The sequence below is a fragment of the Phyllobacterium pellucidum genome (assembly GCF_013327855.1).
In the GTDB taxonomy this organism is placed as follows: domain Bacteria; phylum Pseudomonadota; class Alphaproteobacteria; order Rhizobiales; family Rhizobiaceae; genus Phyllobacterium; species Phyllobacterium pellucidum.
In genome coordinates, this window is the sequence record NZ_JABUMX010000001.1 from 1,418,580 (window position 1) to 1,436,440 (window position 17,861).

Annotated in this window: 11 protein-coding genes and 1 pseudogene; 6 read left to right on the plus strand and 6 right to left on the minus strand. The window is 59.3% G+C overall.

Going from position 1 to position 17,861, the window contains the following annotated elements; translation table 11 throughout:
* Positions 1-184 precede the first annotated feature (184 nt).
* Both HQ945_RS07005 and HQ945_RS07010 read left to right on the plus strand, forming a co-directional pair.
* Complete coding sequence (locus HQ945_RS07005) at positions 185-8,818, plus strand: GH36-type glycosyl hydrolase domain-containing protein (protein ID WP_113281181.1); 8,634 nt, start codon at positions 185-187, stop codon at positions 8,816-8,818.
* Between the two features lie 117 nt (positions 8,819-8,935).
* Positions 8,936-9,370, plus strand: coding sequence for a Fur family transcriptional regulator (locus HQ945_RS07010; RefSeq protein ID WP_027230617.1), 435 nt, complete (start codon positions 8,936-8,938; stop codon positions 9,368-9,370).
* Between the two features lie 82 nt (positions 9,371-9,452).
* Here HQ945_RS07010 and ptsN read toward each other — a convergent pair whose 3' ends face one another.
* The 6 genes and pseudogenes from ptsN to lptC form a co-directional block, all read right to left on the minus strand.
* Positions 9,453-9,917, minus strand: a complete 465-nt coding sequence (gene ptsN / locus HQ945_RS07015) for a PTS IIA-like nitrogen regulatory protein PtsN (RefSeq protein WP_113281180.1) — start codon at positions 9,915-9,917, stop codon at positions 9,453-9,455.
* A gap of 63 nt (positions 9,918-9,980) precedes the next feature.
* A complete protein-coding gene (gene hpf, locus HQ945_RS07020) occupies positions 9,981-10,574 on the minus strand; it encodes a ribosome hibernation-promoting factor, HPF/YfiA family (protein WP_036813481.1) in 594 nt (197 codons plus the stop codon).
* Positions 10,575-10,789: 215 nt separating this feature from the next.
* A complete protein-coding gene (rpoN, locus tag HQ945_RS07025; RefSeq protein ID WP_113281179.1) occupies positions 10,790-12,427 on the minus strand; it encodes an RNA polymerase factor sigma-54 in 1,638 nt (545 codons plus the stop codon).
* 154 nt (positions 12,428-12,581) lie between these two features.
* Positions 12,582-13,310 (minus strand): annotated as a pseudogene (gene lptB, locus HQ945_RS07030) (LPS export ABC transporter ATP-binding protein); the annotation flags it as partial.
* 118 nt (positions 13,311-13,428) lie between these two features.
* Positions 13,429-14,025 (minus strand): LptA/OstA family protein, encoded by a 597-nt coding sequence (locus tag HQ945_RS07035; RefSeq protein WP_027230622.1) that lies wholly within the window; start codon positions 14,023-14,025, stop codon positions 13,429-13,431.
* Positions 14,026-14,081: 56 nt separating this feature from the next.
* On the minus strand, positions 14,082-14,819 hold the full coding sequence (gene lptC, locus HQ945_RS07040; protein ID WP_091920303.1) for an LPS export ABC transporter periplasmic protein LptC: 738 nt from the start codon (positions 14,817-14,819) through the stop codon (positions 14,082-14,084).
* A 258-nt stretch (positions 14,820-15,077) separates the two neighbouring features.
* Here lptC and sppA point away from each other — a divergent pair, with 258 nt between their 5' ends.
* The 4 genes from sppA (at position 15,078) to lhpI (ending at position 17,819) form a co-directional block, all read left to right on the plus strand.
* On the plus strand, positions 15,078-16,064 hold the full coding sequence (gene sppA, locus HQ945_RS07045; protein ID WP_027230623.1) for a signal peptide peptidase SppA: 987 nt from the start codon (positions 15,078-15,080) through the stop codon (positions 16,062-16,064).
* Between the two features lie 85 nt (positions 16,065-16,149).
* The gene (locus HQ945_RS07050; RefSeq protein WP_027230624.1) at positions 16,150-16,434 is read left to right on the plus strand and encodes an integration host factor subunit beta; all 285 of its coding nucleotides are present in this window, start codon (positions 16,150-16,152) and stop codon (positions 16,432-16,434) included.
* Positions 16,435-16,475: 41 nt separating this feature from the next.
* Positions 16,476-16,808, plus strand: a complete 333-nt coding sequence (locus tag HQ945_RS07055; RefSeq protein ID WP_027230625.1) for a lipopolysaccharide assembly protein LapA domain-containing protein — start codon at positions 16,476-16,478, stop codon at positions 16,806-16,808.
* 33 nt (positions 16,809-16,841) lie between these two features.
* Positions 16,842-17,819 carry a bifunctional Delta(1)-pyrroline-2-carboxylate/Delta(1)-piperideine-2-carboxylate reductase gene (lhpI, locus tag HQ945_RS07060; protein ID WP_174207839.1) on the plus strand — a complete coding sequence of 326 codons (978 nt, stop codon included), beginning with the start codon at positions 16,842-16,844 and terminating at the stop codon, positions 17,817-17,819.
* Positions 17,820-17,861 lie beyond the last annotated feature (42 nt).

The following is a 17,861-nucleotide window of genomic DNA, read 5'->3' on the forward strand; positions in this document are numbered from 1 at the left end:
TTACGCCAAAAGCCCAATGGAAATCTGACTCATTTTCATCAAAACTGATCGCTAGAGGCGAAAGTGCTTCTAGCGTCATTGCCTTGAGCCGATTAGATCGTAAACTGTTCGTGAGGGGGAACGATCCCGAGCGAACCTTGTGCTGCAATCAGAAGATTATTTCTTCCAACCGAAATGATGGCAAATGCCCGCATTGAGTTTCATTCAAGCTTTCACATCCCAGAAAAACACAGCCGGCCAGGTCCTTTCTGCCCAGCCGAACCCTATCAGGGCCCATTACAAATCGATCGATGACTTGCGGGATCTGGGAGCGCGGGTAGCGAAGGGCGAAGACGTCCGCCTGCCCGACTATGAACCGATGGTGTTCGAGCAGCGCACCGTCGAAAACGCCAAGCTCATTCTGCATTCCTATCGCTCGTCCGATGCGGCAGCACGCAAAGGTGAAACGATCACGCCAGCCGCTCAGTGGCTGCTCGATAATTATTATCTCGTCGACCAGAATATTCAGCAGGTTGAGCGCGATCTGCCGAAGAAGTTCTTCCGGCAACTGCCGCCGCTCGCCAACAATCCCGGCATTCCGCGCGTCATGGCGCTTGCCTGGCTCTATGTCGCCCATACGGACAGCCAGTTTTCGCTGAACAGTCTCAGCGCAATCGTCGAAGGCTTCCAGACGGTCGAGCCGCTGCATATCGGCGAACTCTGGGCATTGCCCTCTGCGGTGCGGTTCATCCTTATCGAAAATGCCCGCCGGCTCTCCCTGCGCGTCGAGCGCGCCCGCCGCATGCGCGCCTTCGCCAACACGGTTGCCGACGAGATCACCCTTTACGCTGACAAGGACGCGCTGCCGCAGCTGCTTGCGCAATATGCGCCGGCGGCACGTGACAGCACCTTCGCCACGCACCTCCTCTATCGTCTGCGCGGCGGCGCGACCCATTCGGGCGCCGCAGTTGCATGGCTCGAAGAAGAGCTCGAGAAGAACGGCAGCGACGCCGAAGACGCTATCATCCAGGAACATACGCGCCAGTCCACCGGCGGCGTGACCATGGGCAACCTGATCCGAAGCCTCAAGTCCATCGACGACGTCGACTGGATCACATGGTTCGAGACGGTCAGCGGCGTCGATGCCGTCCTGCGCGAGAATTCGAATTTCGACGCGCTCGACTTCCATTCACGCAATGCCTACCGCGTCGCCATCGAAAAAATCGCCCGCCGCTCCGGCAAGAGCGAGCATGATATCACCCTCGAAGCGCTGGACCTTGCCCAAAAGAGCGCCGAAGAGACCGGCGGCGGCGATGCCGTCACCGAGCAGCGCAAGCGCGACGTCGGCTACTACCTCTCCGGCGATGGCCGGCCCGAACTCGAGGCGAAGTGCGATTATTCACCGACGGTGCTTGAGCGCTGGGTCCGCTTCTATCGGAAGCTCGGCCTTGCCGGGCTCTGGGTGCCGGCATCTTTCTTTTCGATCGCCATCCTGCTTCTGATCCACCACTGGCTCCGTCAGGCCGGTCTGTCGCACGGCATGACGCTGCTTTTCACGGTGCTTGCGGTTTTCCCGGCGATGGAAACGGCCAACGGCTTCGTCAACTGGATCATACCGATGTTCATGCCGCCGACGCGGCTTATCGGCTTCGAATACAAGAACGGACTGCCGCCCGAGGCAAAAACCCTTGTCGCCGTGCCGACATTGATCACCTCGCGCGACTCCGTCGACGAGCATATCCGCAACCTCGAAGTGCACTACCTCACCAACCCGCGCGGCGAGGTCTATTTCGCCCTCCTTACAGACTGGAAAGACAGCCAGAACGAGCAAACGGACGACGATCTCGACATATTCGACTATGCGCGCGAGAAGATCACCGCGCTTAACGAACACTATACGCAGGCCAATCCGCGCTTCTTCCTGCTTCACCGCAAGCGGCTCTACAACCCGCAGGAAGTCTGCTGGATGGGCTGGGAGCGCAAGCGCGGCAAGCTGCACGAACTCAACCTGCTGCTGCGCGGCGATAAGGACACGACCTATTTCCCCTCCAACGAGGAACTGCCGACCGACATCAAGTTTGTCATGACGCTCGATTCCGACACGCGCCTTACGCCGGATTCGGTCAATCGCCTCGCCGGCAAGCTGGTGCATCCGCTCAATCGCCCGATCTACCGGGCAAAATCTGGCCGCGTCGTCAGCGGCTATTCGGTTCTGCAACCGCGCGTGACGCCCTCGCTCACTACCGGTGACGACGCCTCGTTCCTGCAGCGCGTCTTTTCGGTCAACCGCGGCATCGACCCTTATGTCTTCGCGGTATCAGACGTCTATCAGGACGTGCTCGGCGAAGGCACCTTCACGGGCAAGGGCCTCTATGATGTCGATTTCTTCGAAGCGTCGCTCGACGGCAAGATCGGCGAGAACTCGGTGCTCAGCCACGATCTTCTCGAGGGCGGCTACGCGCGTGCCGCGCTCGTCAGCGACGTCGAAGTCGTGGAAGATTATCCCACCGGCTACAATGTCGATATTTCGCGCCATCATCGCTGGACCCGCGGCGACTGGCAGCTTTTGCCCTATCTCTTCAGCACCAAGCCGGGCGTTACGGCCGTCACGCGCTGGAAGATGGTCGACAATTTGCGCCGTTCACTTGCGCCGATCTTCTGGCTGATTGCTGCCATTGCCGGATGGACGTTGCTGCCGCCCGGTCTTGCCACGCTCTGGCTGTGCTTCCTCATCTTCAGCATGTTCATCGTGCCGACGATGATCCTTTTCACCAATCTTGTGCCGACGGACATGAACCTGTCGCTCAAGGGCCACTTCCAGGCGATTCTGACTGACATCTTCTCCGGCGCCGCCGATATCGCGCTTCGCATCACCTTCCTCGCCAATATGGCGGTTTTGATGGGCGATGCGATCGTGCGCACGCTCTATCGCCTCTTCGTCACGCGCAAGCACCTCCTCGAATGGCGGGCCGCCGCCCAGGCAAAGACGAGTTCGCCCGATACGCTGCAGTACTACATGCAACTGATGTGGCCGGCGACGGTCGTCGCCATCATCGCCATCGGCTTGCCCTTGGCCGGCCATAGCCGCGCATGGTTCCTGGCAGTGCCTTTCGCCTTAATCTGGTTCCTGTCACCGATGATCGCCTGGCTCGTCAGCCGTTCCGCCAAGCCACTCGACGATCTCGCCGTCCGATCGTCCGACAAGAGCGAGCTGCGCCGCATCGCGCGCCGCACATGGCATTACTACGATACGTTCGTGACCAAGGAGCAGAACTACATTCCGCCGGACAATTTCCAGGAGGATCCGCATCCGGTGATCGCAACGCGCACGTCTCCGACCAATATCGGCATGTATCTGCTGTCGACGGTCGCGGCACGCGATTTCGGCTGGATCGGCTTCCATGAAACGCTGACGCGGATCGACCAGACGCTCAGCACGCTCGAGAAGATGGAGAAGTATCGCGGCCATCTCTACAACTGGTACGAGACGACGACGTTGCGGCCGCTGCTGCCGCTCTACGTCTCGGCTGTCGACAGCGGCAATCTCGCCGGCCATCTGGTTGCGCTTTCGTCGGCCCTCGAAAAATGGGCGGAAGCGCCTTCCGTCTATCTCCAGAGCGATCTCGACGGCATTCTCGATGTAAGCGACATTCTCGAAGAGGCGATCAACGATATTCCTGATGATCGCCGCGTGCTGCGGCCGCTGCGCCGCCGCCTTGAGGAGCGCGTCGCAAACTTCCGCCGTGCCATCACCACCATCAAGGAGGAGCCGGAGACGGCTTCGCTGCGCACCATCAACCTTTCCCTCTTTGCCGGCGATATCCAGCGCCTCACCGAGGAGTTGCATGGCGAGCTCGAAAGCCCCGCCAGCGTCACCGCCAATGAATGGGCGCTGCTTCTCGTCAAGACCTGCCAGGCCCACACGGATGACGCCATCGGCTCGCATGAGGGCACGGATGTCCTGCGCGAACGGCTGGTAACGCTCGCAACCCGCGCGCGCCAGCTGGCGTTCGACACCGACTTCACCTTCCTCGAGCGCAAGGAGCGCCGCCTGCTGTCGATCGGTTTCCGCGTCGAAAGCAACGAACTCGATGCGAGCTGCTACGACCTTTTGGCCTCGGAAGCCCGACTTGCGAGCCTCTTTGCCATTGCCAAGGGCGATATTCCCGTCGATCACTGGTTCCGCCTTGGACGTCTGCTGGTTCCCGTCGGCTGGCGCGGCGCCCTGATCTCGTGGTCAGGCTCGATGTTCGAATATCTCATGCCGCCGCTCGTCATGATCGAGCCGCTCGGCAGCATGCTCGACCAGACCAACAAGCTGATCGTCCAGCGCCAGATCGAATATGGCGCGTCGAAAGACCTGCCTTGGGGTATATCGGAAGCCGCCTATAATGCGCGTGACCCGGAGATGAACTACCAGTACACCAACTTCGGCGTGCCGACGCTCGGTTTGAAGCGCGGCCTTTCGAAGAACTATGTGGTGGCGCCCTATGCCAGCATCATGGCCAGCCAGTATCAGCCGGCAGAAGCTGTAAAAAACCTGAAGCGTCTGCGCGCGCTTGGTGCCCTTGGCCAGTACGGTTTCTACGATGCCGTCGACTTCACCAAGTCGCGCGTTCGCGAAGGCGAGGACTATGCGGTGGTGCGCAACTACATGGCTCACCATCACGGCATGTCGATCGTCGCGGTCAACAACGTCGTATTCGAAGGGCGTATGCGCGAACGCTTTCACTCGGACCCGGTCATTGAAGCCGCCGAACTCCTGCTCCAGGAAAAGGCGCCGCGGGAAATCCCGGTTCTCCAGGCCAAGGCCGAGAACCCGATGCGCAAGGCCGTGGAAAGCAGCGAAGAAACTCCCTCGATCCACATCATCGACAATCCGCTCGGCGCTCCGCGCGCAACGCAGGTCATGTCCAACGGCCATTATTCAGTGATGGTCACCGCCAATGGTGGCGGTTACAGCCGCTGGAACGGGCTCGCAATAACACGTTTCCAGCCGGATATTCTCGAAAGCGGCTATGGCACCTTCCTCTTCCTGCGCGATATGGAGAGCGGCGACTGGTGGTCGGCGACTGGCGATCCCGTGCGGGCCACCGGCGAAAAGAGCATGACGATCTTCGCCGACTATAAGGCCGAATTCATCAAGGAAGCGGGCACGCTGCACACGACGGTGGAAACCATCGTCGCGTCGGATTCCGACGGCGAAGGCCGGCGCATCGTCATCACCAATACGGGCAGCAAGGATCGCATCATCGAAGTGACCTCCTATGCCGAACTCGTATTGACCAATGACGACGCGGATACGGCCCACCCGGCATTCGCCAAGATGTTCGTCGAGACCGAGATCGACAAGCGCGGCGATACTATCTATGCGACACGTCGCAAGCGCAACAATGACGAACCGGACATCCACGTCGCCCACATGGTCAGCGACAGTTCCGGAACCATGCGCGAAGTTCAAGCGGAAACCGACCGGCGGGCCTTCATCGGCCGCGGCCGTACGCTGCGCAACCCCGCCGCATTCGACGAGGGCGCGACGCTTACCGGCTCGCAGGGCTTCGTGCTCGATCCCATCGCGTCGCTGCGCTGCCGCGTCCGCGTGCCTGCCCACAAGAAGGTGACGCTTGTCTTCTGGACGCTGGTGCGCCCCAACCGCCAGGAACTCGAGGACGTCGTCGGCCGCTTCCGCCATCCGGATTGCTTCGCACGCGAATTCTCGCTGTCATGGACAAGCTCGCAGGTGCGTCTGCATCACATCGGCATCAACCCCGATGAAGCGCAGGTTTTCCAGCGTGTCGCAACCAGCCTGATCTATCCGGACAAGGCACTGCGGATGCCATCCGAAAGCATCGCCAGCGGCCTCGGCAGCCAGTCCGAACTCTGGCCGATGTCCATTTCCGGCGACTTCCCCATCCTTGCCCTGCGCATCGATGACGAAGCCGATATGGAAACGCTCAAGAATCTGCTGCGCGCCCACGAGTACTGGCGCGCGAAAGGCCTGGTCGTCGATGTCGTCGTCATCAACGAACGCTCCTTCTCTTATGCGCAGGATTTCCAGCGTGGTCTTGAAGCAATCTGCGAGAACAGCCGGGCGCGCGGCGCGCAGCTTGGACCGCGCGTTCATATATTCACGGTCCGCCGCGACCAGATGAGCGATGCCAGCTATAATACATTGCTCGCCTCGGCGCGCATCGTGATGCATGCGCAGAACGGCTCCCTGTCCGAACAGCTGAAGCGCATGGAGGGCCTCAGCGCCGACCTCGCGCCCACAGCGGACGCAGCCGCCGGCAAGGTCAACGCGACGGTCGACACGGGCAGCATCGAGGAGATGCGCAATATCGCGCCGGCGCCGACGCAATTGATGCGGACGCGCAACCCGAAGATATCGGGCGACGATCTGGCATTCTGGAACGGCTTTGGCGGTTTTGACCTCGCAAGCGGCGAATATGTCGTCCGCCTCGGAGGGATCACCCAGACGCCGCAACCCTGGATCAACGTCATTTCGAATTCCAGCTTCGGCTTCCACGTTGCCGCGGAGGGTGCTGGCTTTACCTGGTCCGGCAACAGCCGCGATTATCAGTTGACCCAGTGGTCGAACGACCCCGTCAGCAACCGTTCCGGCGAAGCGATCTATATTGTCGATCTTGACAAGAACGTCGCGTTCGCTCCCACGGCTTCGGTATTGCGTGATCCGTCCGTCCAGTACGAAGCGCGCCACGGCCAGGGCTATTCGACGTTCACGTCGCGCCACGGCAATGTCGGGCTTGAACTTACCCACACCATCCATGTCGAACTGCCCGTGCGCGTGTCGCGGCTGAAGCTGACCAACCATGGCGGCTCGGCGAAGCGCCTGCGCGTCTACGGCTTTGTCGAATGGATGCTCGGCAATTCCCGCGCCAAGACCGCTCCGTTTATCGTACCGTCCTGGGATGCCGAAACCGGCGTGCTCATGGCGCGCAATCCCTATGGTATCGACCGTCGCAACAATGTCGCCTTCTATGCAACGAGCGTGAAGCCGAATTCAGTGACGTCGGATCGCGCCGAGTTCTTTGGAACGCTCGGCTCCGTCGATCGCCCGGCTGCGGTTCTGCAGGCAAGGACGCTCTCCAACGTCGTCGAGGCAGGCGGAGACCCCTGCGCTGCGCTCAACGTCGATATCACGCTTGCGGCCGGCGAGACGAAGGAACTGCTGTTCTATATGGGCGATGCCGGTAGTGCCGACGAGGCACGGCGTATCCTGCGCGAACAAAGCAAACAGGGCTTCGACGAGACGCTCGGCGCCTCCCGAGCGCTGTGGTCGAACTTTCTCGGCGGCCTGCAGGTCGAAACGCCCGACGAAGCTTTCAACCTGATGGTCAATCGCTGGCTGCCCTACCAGAGCCTTGCGTGCCGTATCTGGGCGCGATCGGCTTTCTATCAGGCAAGCGGCGCCTTCGGCTTCCGCGACCAGCTGCAGGATACCCTGTCGATGCTGATCCTCGATCCGTCGTTGGCGAGGAAGCAGATTCTCAACGTATCGGCGCGCCAGTTCAAGGAGGGAGATGTCCAGCATTGGTGGCTGCCGACGAGCGGCGCCGGCGTTAGAACGAAAATCTCCGACGATGTCGTCTGGCTCGGCTATGCGATCGCCCACTACACGACGGTCACCGGCGACATGAGCATTCTCAACGAGCAGGTTGCCTTCATCGACGGTCCAGCACTCAATGAGGGCCAGCACGACGCCTTCTACCAGCCGACCATCACCAGCGAGAAGGTAAGCGTCTACGAACATGCTGCGCGCGCGCTCGATCTAGCTGTGGCGCGGACCGGCGCACACGGACTGCCGCTGATGCTCACCGGCGACTGGAACGACGGCATGAACCGGGTCGGCGAAGACGGCAAGGGCGAGAGCGTCTGGCTCGGCTGGTTCCTCATCAGCACGCTGCGCGACGTGATCCCGATTGCCAGAACCTTCAAGGATACGGCCCGCATCGAGCGTTGGGAGGCCCACATAGAGCGCCTCAAGGCAGCACTCGAAAAGGATGGCTGGGACGGCGAATGGTATCGCCGCGGCTATTTCGATGACGGTGCGCCGCTCGGCTCCAAGAAGAGCGAGGAATGCAGGATCGACTCGATCGCGCAATCCTGGAGCGTTCTCTCAGGTTTTGGGGATCCGTCCCGGGCGCGCCAAGCCATGAAATCGGTGGCGACGCATCTGATCGATGACGAAGCCGAAATCATCAAGCTGTTCACTCCGCCGTTCAACAAGTCGCGGCATGATCCAGGCTATATCAAGAGCTACCCCGTCGGCGTTCGCGAGAACGGCGGCCAGTACACGCATGCCGCGACCTGGGCGGTGCTTGCCATGGCGAGACTCGGCGACGCCGACGAAGCCTATCGCTGGTTCAAGAAGCTTAACCCTGTGAACCATGCGCTGAGCGCCGAAAAGGCGGAGTTCTACCGTGTGGAACCCTATGTCGTGGCAGCCGACGTCTATTCGGTCGATCCAATGCGCGGACGCGGCGGCTGGACCTGGTATACCGGTTCGGCCGGCTGGCTCTACCGCGTTGCTACCGAGGGAATCCTCGGCATCACGCGGCAGAACGACCGCCTGTTCGTCGACCCTGCCCTTCCCTCAGATTGGGATGGTTTCAGCTTCGTGCTGCGTAATGGCGACGCCCGGTACTCGATCGAGGTCCGGCCTGCAGGCAAGGGCGGCAAGAAGATTACAGTCAACGGCAAGAAACTCACCAAGGCAGAAGGTGGCATTCCGCTTGAGACCAAGGGCGAACACAAGGTCGTTGTCGAGGTCCCTGCGGGCGGCGTATCGATCGACGCCGTCTCGACCGCGGCAAAATGAATTCTGACGTGCCGCCGGCCCAGCGCCGGCGGCACAGCCACTTGCTCTGCGGTACACCCGCAAAATTCCAGTTGAGAATCTTTGCAACTGACGCGGATCTGACGCATAATCGCGGCCATGAAAAATATCATGAATCAGAAGCCGGATTACGAAAAGGAGTTGCGCAACGCTGGCATCCGCATCACCCGCCCGCGGCGCATCATTCTCGATATTCTGACATCGACCGAAGACCATCCGGACGCGATGAAGATTTTCCATCGCGCCAGCGAGATCGACGACAGCATCTCGCTCTCGACTGTCTATCGAACGATGAACTTGCTCGAAGAGATGGGTGCGATACACCGGCACGCATTCAGCGGTGGCCCATCACGTTTCGAACAGGCGCATGGCGAGCATCACGACCACCTGATCGATATCGATACGGGTGCCGTCATCGAGTTCAAATCGGAGAAGATCGAGCAGTTGCAGGAAGAAATCGCCCGCTCGCTCGGATACGATATCGTGCATCACCGGCTTGAGCTTTACGCGCGCAAGATCAACCGATCTTCATAGGAAATAGCTTAACAATCCTCCACAGGGCGTGGTCGACCGTCTTAGTCTGCGATTACCGCAATCCACTAAAGATCCGTCGCTATCACGCCGCGTTCGACGTTGGCTGGTCCGTGAGCAGCTCATAGAGCAGGCTTGCATCGTGGGCCGTGCGCAGCTTGGCGACACGTTCCGGGTCGCGCAGCGTCCGGGCAATGCGCGACAGGGCCTTCAGGTGATCCGCACCGGCATTTTCCGGGGCAAGCAGCAGAAAGACCATATCGACGGGCTGGTCGTCCAGCGCCTCGAAATCGATCGGCGCATCGAGCTGCGCAAAGACGCCGGTGATGCGTTTCACGCTATTGAGCTTGCCGTGAGGGATCGCAATTCCGTTGCCGACGCCGGTCGAACCGAGGCGCTCGCGCTGCAAGACCGTATCAAACACTTCACGCTCGCTCAGGCCAGTCAAGGCGGCTGCCTTTTCCGACATGGCTTGCAGGAGTTGCTTCTTGGAGTTGACTTTCAATGCGGGCAGGACAGCATCGGGCTGAATGAGATCACCCAGATCCATTATCTCTCTTCCTTCCAGTTACCGTCCGCGCCCATTTCGGGCGCGGGCAGTAGTTCACGTTTGTTATCCACGGGCCGCACTTTGACCCGCTACGGTCGATGGATCGATCCAACCGATATTTCCGTCAGGGCGGCGATATACGATATTTACCTGCGTACTTCCAGAGTTGCGGAAGACGACCACAGGGCTGTCCTTCAAATCGAGCTCGACCACCGCCGAAGCCACACTCATGCTGCGAAGCGCCATCGACGTTTCGGCTACGATCGTCGGCGCGTAGTCTTCAGGAAATTCCTCGTCATCGTCGGGTACCGGCGCCATGACGCGATAGGACACGTCATCGAAGACACCATTCGATCCCGGGGCCTGATGCGACTTCAAGCGTCGCTTGTAGCGGCGCAGCCGCTTGTCCACGCGTTCGCCCGCAGCGTCGAAGGCAAGCAATGGATCCTGAGCTTCACCGGCCGCCTGGAGAACCGTGCCGGTATCCAGACGGACAAGGCAGTCTGCGATGAATCTCGAACCCTGTTTTTCCACTGTGACGTGGCCGGTATATCCGCCATCGAAGTACTTGGCCACCATCTCTCCGATCCGCTCTTCGATGCGGATGCGGAATGCGTCGCCAATGTCCATATGTTTCCCAGATACACGCAGACTCATGATAGCTCACCTTCATTGTGATTTCCGTTTACCAAATCAATCTACACCGATGTTGGAAGACGAGCAAAGCCATCCCGCACAATCCGTGCGAGCGCTCCATCACATTTCGCTTGCTGATTCTTCATGTCCAAACGCGCGCTTTCGCTCCGACCGTCGCAAAGTACCGGCGCTTCTCTCTCCCTGACCAGGCTTCTTTGGCCCAGTTCATTGCCCACTCAAAACGAGTCTACACCCGAGTGATGGAGTAATCTAGAGCCAGGATCTTTCTTGCGCACAGAAGCCTGCGCTTTCTTCTCGCGCCGTCTTTGCACCGAGGAGGCAATGTTCATCGCCTCGCGATACTTGGCGACCGTGCGCCGGGCGATGTCGATCCCCTGCTCCTTCAGCAGATCCACAAGCGTATCGTCTGAAAGGATCTCGTTTGGCGTCTCGGCATCGATGAGCTGGCGAATCTGGTGTCGAACCGACTGCGAGGAATGCTGCTCGCCGCCCTCCGTCGCCGATATGCCGGCGTTGAAGAAATAGCGAAGCTCGAAAACGCCCCGCTTGGTCAGCATGTATTTATTCGCGGTAACACGGCTTACCGTCGATTCGTGCATGCCGATGGCGTCGGCCACGGTACGCAAGTTCAAGGGCCGCAAATATGCGATACCCTGGAGGAGAAACTGTTCCTGCTGCCGCACGATTTCGCTCGCAACCTTGAGGATCGTCTGGGCACGCTGATCGAGGCTACGGGTCAACCAGTTGGCGGTCTGCAGGCATTCGCTCAGGAACGTCTTTTCCAGCGGCGAAGCCTTGGCCTTCGACAGGGTTGCGTAATAACTGTTGTTGACCAGCACGCGCGGCAGTGCGTCAGGGTTGAGCTCGATCCGCCAAGTTCCATCGGCCGCCATATCGACGATGACGTCCGGGACAATGCTGTCGGCGATTCCCGACGAAAAGGCCGTGCCCGGCTTCGGGTCAAGCTGCTGGATTTCCCGGAGCATATCGAGAATGTCGGCTTCGCTGACCTGGCAGAGCCTCTTCAAGGTGTGGAAATCGCGCTTGGCCAGGAGCTCGAGATTTTGCAGGAGGGCCTGCATGGCAGGATCAAAGCGATTTTTTGCGCGCAGCTGGATCGCAAGGCATTCGGCGAGGTCGCGCGCAAACAGTCCGACCGGCTCGAAGCCCTGCATGGCACTGATCAATCGCTCCACATGCGCCGCCCCAACACCCAGTCGCTCGGCTATCTCGTCGATATCGGCGCGCAGATAACCCATTTCATCGAGATGGTCGACAAGTTCCGCGGCAATGAGGCGGTCGGCGACGCTCTCGAAGGTAAAAATAATCTGTTCGCCGACATGATCCCTCAGCGTCAGCGGCGATGCCGTTACCTGTTCGATATTGTAGCCCTCGCCGGAAGACACATAGCCGTCTCCCACCGATGACTTCCACTGGGAGGCAAGATCGCCGCCGATCAGATCATGCGTACCGGGGTCGTCCGGGAAAATATTCTCAAGTGAGCTATCGAAGGTTTCGGACATGGAGCCGGCGCTGATTGTTTCGCCGCTTTCGAGCCAATGATCGCCCTGACCGTTGGGGTGTTCGCCCGCGTCCGCATCGCCCGTGACGCTCTTGCCAAATTCGCCGTCCTCACCGGAAATACGCTCGGAACTACTGGCCCGCTCTTCCATGCCAAAGTAGTCGCCATTGGCGTCATCGCGATCAAGCAGCGGGTTCTTCTCGATCTCCTGTTCGATGAATTGTTCGAGCTCGACATGGGTCAGTTGCAGCAGCCGAATCGACTGCATAAGCAGCGGTGTCATCACCAGTGCCTGGGTTTGCCTGAGAGCGAGTTTTGGCGATAAAGCCATGAGGATGGGAGCACTCCTGTACCGAAGTACAAAACTGGCCCAATCCTTGCTTGTCAATCGCACTGCGCTCAAAAAGCGCTGGCTGCGGCATTTTTGAAGTGGCGGAAAGGCACTACCGACAGAATTTGGGCTGAATCGCGCAAAAGCTGAAGGGTCAGAGACTGAATTGGTCGCCGAGGTAAAGCCGCCGGACGTCTGGATTGGCAATAATTTCGTCCGGGCGCCCATGGGTAAGAACTTGCCCGGCGTGGATGATATAGGCCCGGTCGATCAGCTTCAGCGTCTCGCGCACATTGTGGTCTGTAATCAGCACACCGATGCCACGTCCCGTGAGATGCCGCACCAATTGCTGAATATCCGCCACGGCAATTGGATCGACGCCGGCAAACGGTTCGTCGAGCAGCATGAAATTCGGGCGCGATGCCAATGCACGGGCGATTTCGAGACGACGTCGCTCGCCGCCGGAAAGTGAAATGGCGGGTGCCTTGCGCAGATGGGCAATATGAAACTCTTCGAGCAGGGAATCGAGTTCCTGCGCGCGGGCGCTACGATCCTTCTCGACAATCTCAAGGACCGCCTTGATGTTGTTCTCTACCGAAAGGCCACGAAAGATCGACGCTTCCTGCGGCAGGTAACCGATGCCAAGGCGGGAGCGGCGATACATCGGCATGGTCGTAACATCAAAGCCATCGATCTCGATCGTGCCCTTATCGACCGGAACAAGCCCGGTCACCATATAGAAGCATGTGGTCTTGCCCGCGCCGTTTGGACCAAGAATGCCTACTGCCTCACCCGCGCGCACGCCGAACGACACGCCGTTGACGACCTGACGGCCATTATAGCCCTTTGTTATGCCGCGCGCGACGAGCGTGCCCTTCATGCGGTCGATGGCTGCCGGATCGGCAGGGCGCATCTCATGCGAAAGACTGGATTCCGGCCGCGCGGCGCTGTTGGCTTTTGTGCGACGTGAAAAAAATGACACTTACAGCTGTTCCGCCGGTTCAGTTCTTTGGTTGGTTGTTGGGGGCGACCACAATCGAGACTCGCCCGGTCTGGCCGCTCTTGCAACTTTCAAGCTGGGCTTCGCCGGTCTTGAGTTGCGCGGTCAGCTTGCAGCCTACGGCGACATTGTCGCCCTGGGTCAGAACCACCTTGTTGCCCGTCAGGACAAGCACCTCCGACTTCATGTCGAACGTGCCGTGATCGCCGGTTGCCACCTGATCGTTGGATTTCACGTAGACCTTGTCGTTGACCTCGAGGTGATCGATATCCTGCGAGCCGCCAAGTCCGCCCGTCTTCGGCGCATCCGCGGCGGGGGCCGGATCGCCCTCTTTCTTCTTAACGTAGTAGACGATCATCGAGCCGGCCTTGAGCAGGGTCGCGCCCTGGACGACGGTGACGTTGCCCGTGAAGGTAGCCGTTCCCTCCTTGTCATGGACGACGAGCTTGTCGGCGTCGATCTGGATCGGCTGATCGCCGGAGAGCTTGATGCCTCCGCCGGGCGCATTTTCCTGCGCGACGGCGGATACGACCATCGATGATGCCAACAATCCCAATGCAACAGTCGAAATGCCTATCAGTCTTGCCCCGCGCGACATCGTTCTCTCCTAAAAATTCGGATATTCCCACAACTCTCAGTGAGCGAGCACCAATACTACTCGACTGATTTGACTGCGTCTGTACCTTCTTGCCGTTTTGTGGGCTGAATGACAAGCCTTACTCGCTTCTCAAAGGTCATTACCTTGCCGCTTTCGCTGATCTGCATCGTATCGGCGGTAATACTTGAAGTGCCGTTGCGTATAGTGACCGGATCTTTGGTGGACATGGAATTGCCGGCAATATCGATATCCGCCGATTTCATCTGGGCACTGATGCCATCAGACGTCGTGAAATTGATCTCGCTGTCGAGTTTCAACTGCCGGTTGGCATTATCGAACACGCCGGACTTGGCCTGGACATTGGCGCGCATATCCTTACCGAGCGGAAGCTCCGCGCTGATGCCCTGCAGCGAGATGACGTTGGTGTTGCCGACTTCCTGCAACGCCTTGACCGCGCTCATCTTGTAGGGAAGCTTGTCCTTGGTGAAGCCGTCGAGTTTGGGGTTCGTCATGACAAGCTTGCCGTTTTCCAGCGCGGCATTCTCGAGCGAGATATTGCTCGGCATGTTGGTCGTCGAAAAGAACGTGAACCAGGAAAAGACGGCCGCGCCGACGATCGCCGCTGCTGGGAGCGCAAATTTCAGGATTCGCACGCGGCGCGAATGGCGTTCCGCCGCACGAAAGACACCGGAATCCTTGTCGGACGCCGCAAATTGACGTGCCACCTCTGCGTGGTGATCGGCACCAGCGGCAGCCTGGACGTGCGGATGCGTATCGTTTCTCTGAACTGACATGGCCTGGCTGTTACTACGTAATGACAATAGTATGGCTACTTGGCGCCAATATGGTTATTTTTCGATGAAACGGGCGAATAGATAAACGCGCGAGTTGCACCGCACCACAAGTATGACGTTGGCGTGCGAGATACAAGGTCCTAGCGCATTTCTAATGAAGCGCGAGGAGATGCCGGCGCAGGAACCTTACCCTAGACTTCCCTCTCGTGATGTCGCAGAGATTGTTTTTACCGACGTTGAGAACGAATGGACAAAACGATGGCAAACACGGCTGACGCGATTATTGACAGACGGCGCCTGCGCCGAAAACTGACATTCTGGCGCATCCTGGCGCTGTTGATTGTCGCTCTCGCACTGATTTTGTTTTATTTTTCGGTGGCAGGATCGGATGCGTTTTCCAGCAGGTCATCGCCGCATATCGCCAAGGTCCGCATTGAAGGCACGATCTTCGAGAACGAGGAACTGCTGAAGCGGCTCAAGGACGTGACCGATTCCAACGCCGTAAGGGGTGTCATCCTGTCGGTCGATTCCCCCGGCGGAACGACAGCGGGCGGAGAGGCGATCTATGAGGCCGTGCGCAAGCTTGCCGTTAAGAAGCCGGTGGTTGCGCAAGTCGGAACGCTCGCAGCGTCGGCGGGCTACATGATCGCCAGCGCATCCGATCATATCGTCGCGCGCCAATCGTCGATCGTCGGCTCGATTGGCGTGTTGTTCCAATACCCCGATATTTCGCAGCTTCTGACCAAGCTCGGCGTCAAAGTCGAGACTATCAAGTCGAGTCCACTGAAGGCCGAACCCAATTTCTTCAATCCGGCAAGCGATGAAGCCAAGGAAATGATCCACCGCATGATCATCGATTCCTATGACTGGTTCGTCGGGCTCGTGCAGGAAAGGCGCAAGTTCACGCATGAGCAGGCGCTGGCGCTGGCGGATGGATCGGTCTTCACCGGCCGGCAGGCCATCGCCAACAAACTCATTGACGAACTCGGCGGCGAGGATACAGCCATCGCCTGGCTGAAGACCAAAGGCGTCAACGACAAACTGCCGGTTGTCGAATGGAAGCCCGTGGAAAAATCCTCGCTCGGCCTGTTCTTCTCAAATTCAGCGACAAAAATGCTCGCCCGCTATCTCGGCCTGCCGGAGGAGAGCGCCGGAATGCTGAATCAGCTCACCGGAGACCGCATGTTCCTTGACGGACTCGTTTCTGTTTGGCACGTTGACGGCAAGCCTGCCGGGGCGCAATAAAAGAATATTAAACATATAAGATCAGTGACATAGTCTTGAGGTGGGGCCTATGTCCTCCTGGTCTTGAACCGAAAGGGAACTCGCTGTGATCAAATCAGAGCTCGTGCAGATCATTGCCAACCGCAACCCGCATCTGTTTCAGCGCGACGTCGAGAATATAGTCGGCGCGATCTTCGATGAGATCACGGATGCACTGGCAGAGGGCAATCGCGTCGAGCTTCGTGGTTTCGGTGCATTCTCGGTCAAAAACCGCCCTGCACGCAGTGGCCGCAACCCGCGTACCGGCGAAAGCGTCGAGGTTGAAGAAAAATGGGTGCCCTTTTTCAAGACCGGCAAGGAACTTCGCGACCGTCTCAATGCCAATAGCTGAGGTTCATCGAACGGGCGGGTGAAGCGCGCCGGGAGGAATACATGATCAATCGCATTATCATCGTCCTCGTGCTGGTGCCGCTTGCAATCGTTCTCATAGCGCTGTCGGTTGCGAACCGCGGGCCAGTTCAACTGACGATCGATCCGTTCAATCCCGGAAACCCAGCCCTTTCCTACACGGCCCCGCTCTTCGTTTGGCTGTTCGCTGCCTTGATCGCCGGACTCATCCTCGGCAGTTTCGCTACCTGGTTCAACCAAGGAAAACATAGGAAACTGTCGCGCCAGCGTAAACTCGAAGCGGAACTCCTGCGCAAGGAAGCCAAGAAAGCATCGGTCGATAGTGGTGCGACGCCGAACCTGCCCTCGCTCCACTAGGGCACAATTACAAGAAAACCCAAGGAACAAGACATGAAACTGATCTCCCCGGCCGAGGTCGACAGGCTATTGAATTGGCCGGATATGATCGACGCCATCGAACAGGCGTTCCGCCAGGGCGTCATTCAGCCCGTGCGCCACCACCACACAGTCGAGCGGCCGGATGGCGCAGCATCGACCTTGCTGCTCATGCCGGCCTGGTCGGATTTCGATGCCCTCGGCGACTCCTCCAAGGGCTATATGGGGGTCAAGATCGTCACCGTATCGCCCGATAACGGCGCAGTGGCGAAGCCCGCAGTCATGGGCGTCTACCTGCTTCTCGACGGCAAGACCGGCGAACCCAAGGCACTCATAGATGGGCAGCGGCTCACCATCTGGCGCACGGCAGGGGCATCGGCGCTCGCCGCACGTTACCTTGCGCGCGAAGATGCATCGAAGCTCGTCGTCCTCGGGGCTGGCGCGCTGTCGGGCTTTCTTGCCCGCGCCCACAGCGCCGTGCGGCCGATCAAGGAAATCTCGATCTGGAACCGCAACCTCGCCAATGCCGAAAAAGTGGCGGCGGACCTTACCGCTGACGGCTTCAATGCAAAAGCCGTTTCGGACAAGGATGCGGCAATCGCCGAGGCGGACATCATCACCGCGGGAACGCTCTCGACCGAACCGCTTGTCCTCGGCAGGCACCTGAAGCCAGGCGCGCATGTCGATCTCATTGGTGCGTTCACCCCGACCATGCGCGAGAGCGACGATGAGTGCGTCCGCCGCGCCCGGGTGTTTGTCGACACGAAGGATGGCGCGCTCAAGGAAGGCGGCGACATCGTACAGCCGATCAAAGCTGGTGTTGTGAGCAAGGAGCATGTCATCGGCGACCTGTTCGACCTGACGCGCGGAACGATGAAGGGCCGTCAGTCCGCCGAGGAAGTCACGCTGTTCAAATCGGTAGGTGCCGCCCTTGAGGATCTGGCGGCCGGAATCCTTGTTTTTGAGAAGGCAAACGCTGCATCACAAGCCTAACGGCTCGGATTTCGCTTTCGCCCTGCAACGTCTTGGCTTAGA

Coding starts and splice junctions, on each gene's coding strand:
- HQ945_RS07005 (WP_113281181.1), top strand. CDS start 185: ATGCCCGCATTGAGTTTCATTCAAGCTTTCACATCCCAGAAAAACACA.
- HQ945_RS07010 (WP_027230617.1), top strand. CDS start 8,936: ATGAAAAATATCATGAATCAGAAGCCGGATTACGAAAAGGAGTTGCGC.
- ptsN (WP_113281180.1), bottom strand. CDS start 9,917: ATGGATCTGGGTGATCTCATTCAGCCCGATGCTGTCCTGCCCGCATTG.
- hpf (WP_036813481.1), bottom strand. CDS start 10,574: ATGAGTCTGCGTGTATCTGGGAAACATATGGACATTGGCGACGCATTC.
- rpoN (WP_113281179.1), bottom strand. CDS start 12,427: ATGGCTTTATCGCCAAAACTCGCTCTCAGGCAAACCCAGGCACTGGTG.
- HQ945_RS07035 (WP_027230622.1), bottom strand. CDS start 14,025: ATGTCGCGCGGGGCAAGACTGATAGGCATTTCGACTGTTGCATTGGGA.
- lptC (WP_091920303.1), bottom strand. CDS start 14,819: ATGTCAGTTCAGAGAAACGATACGCATCCGCACGTCCAGGCTGCCGCT.
- sppA (WP_027230623.1), top strand. CDS start 15,078: ATGGCAAACACGGCTGACGCGATTATTGACAGACGGCGCCTGCGCCGA.
- HQ945_RS07055 (WP_027230625.1), top strand. CDS start 16,476: ATGATCAATCGCATTATCATCGTCCTCGTGCTGGTGCCGCTTGCAATC.
- lhpI (WP_174207839.1), top strand. CDS start 16,842: ATGAAACTGATCTCCCCGGCCGAGGTCGACAGGCTATTGAATTGGCCG.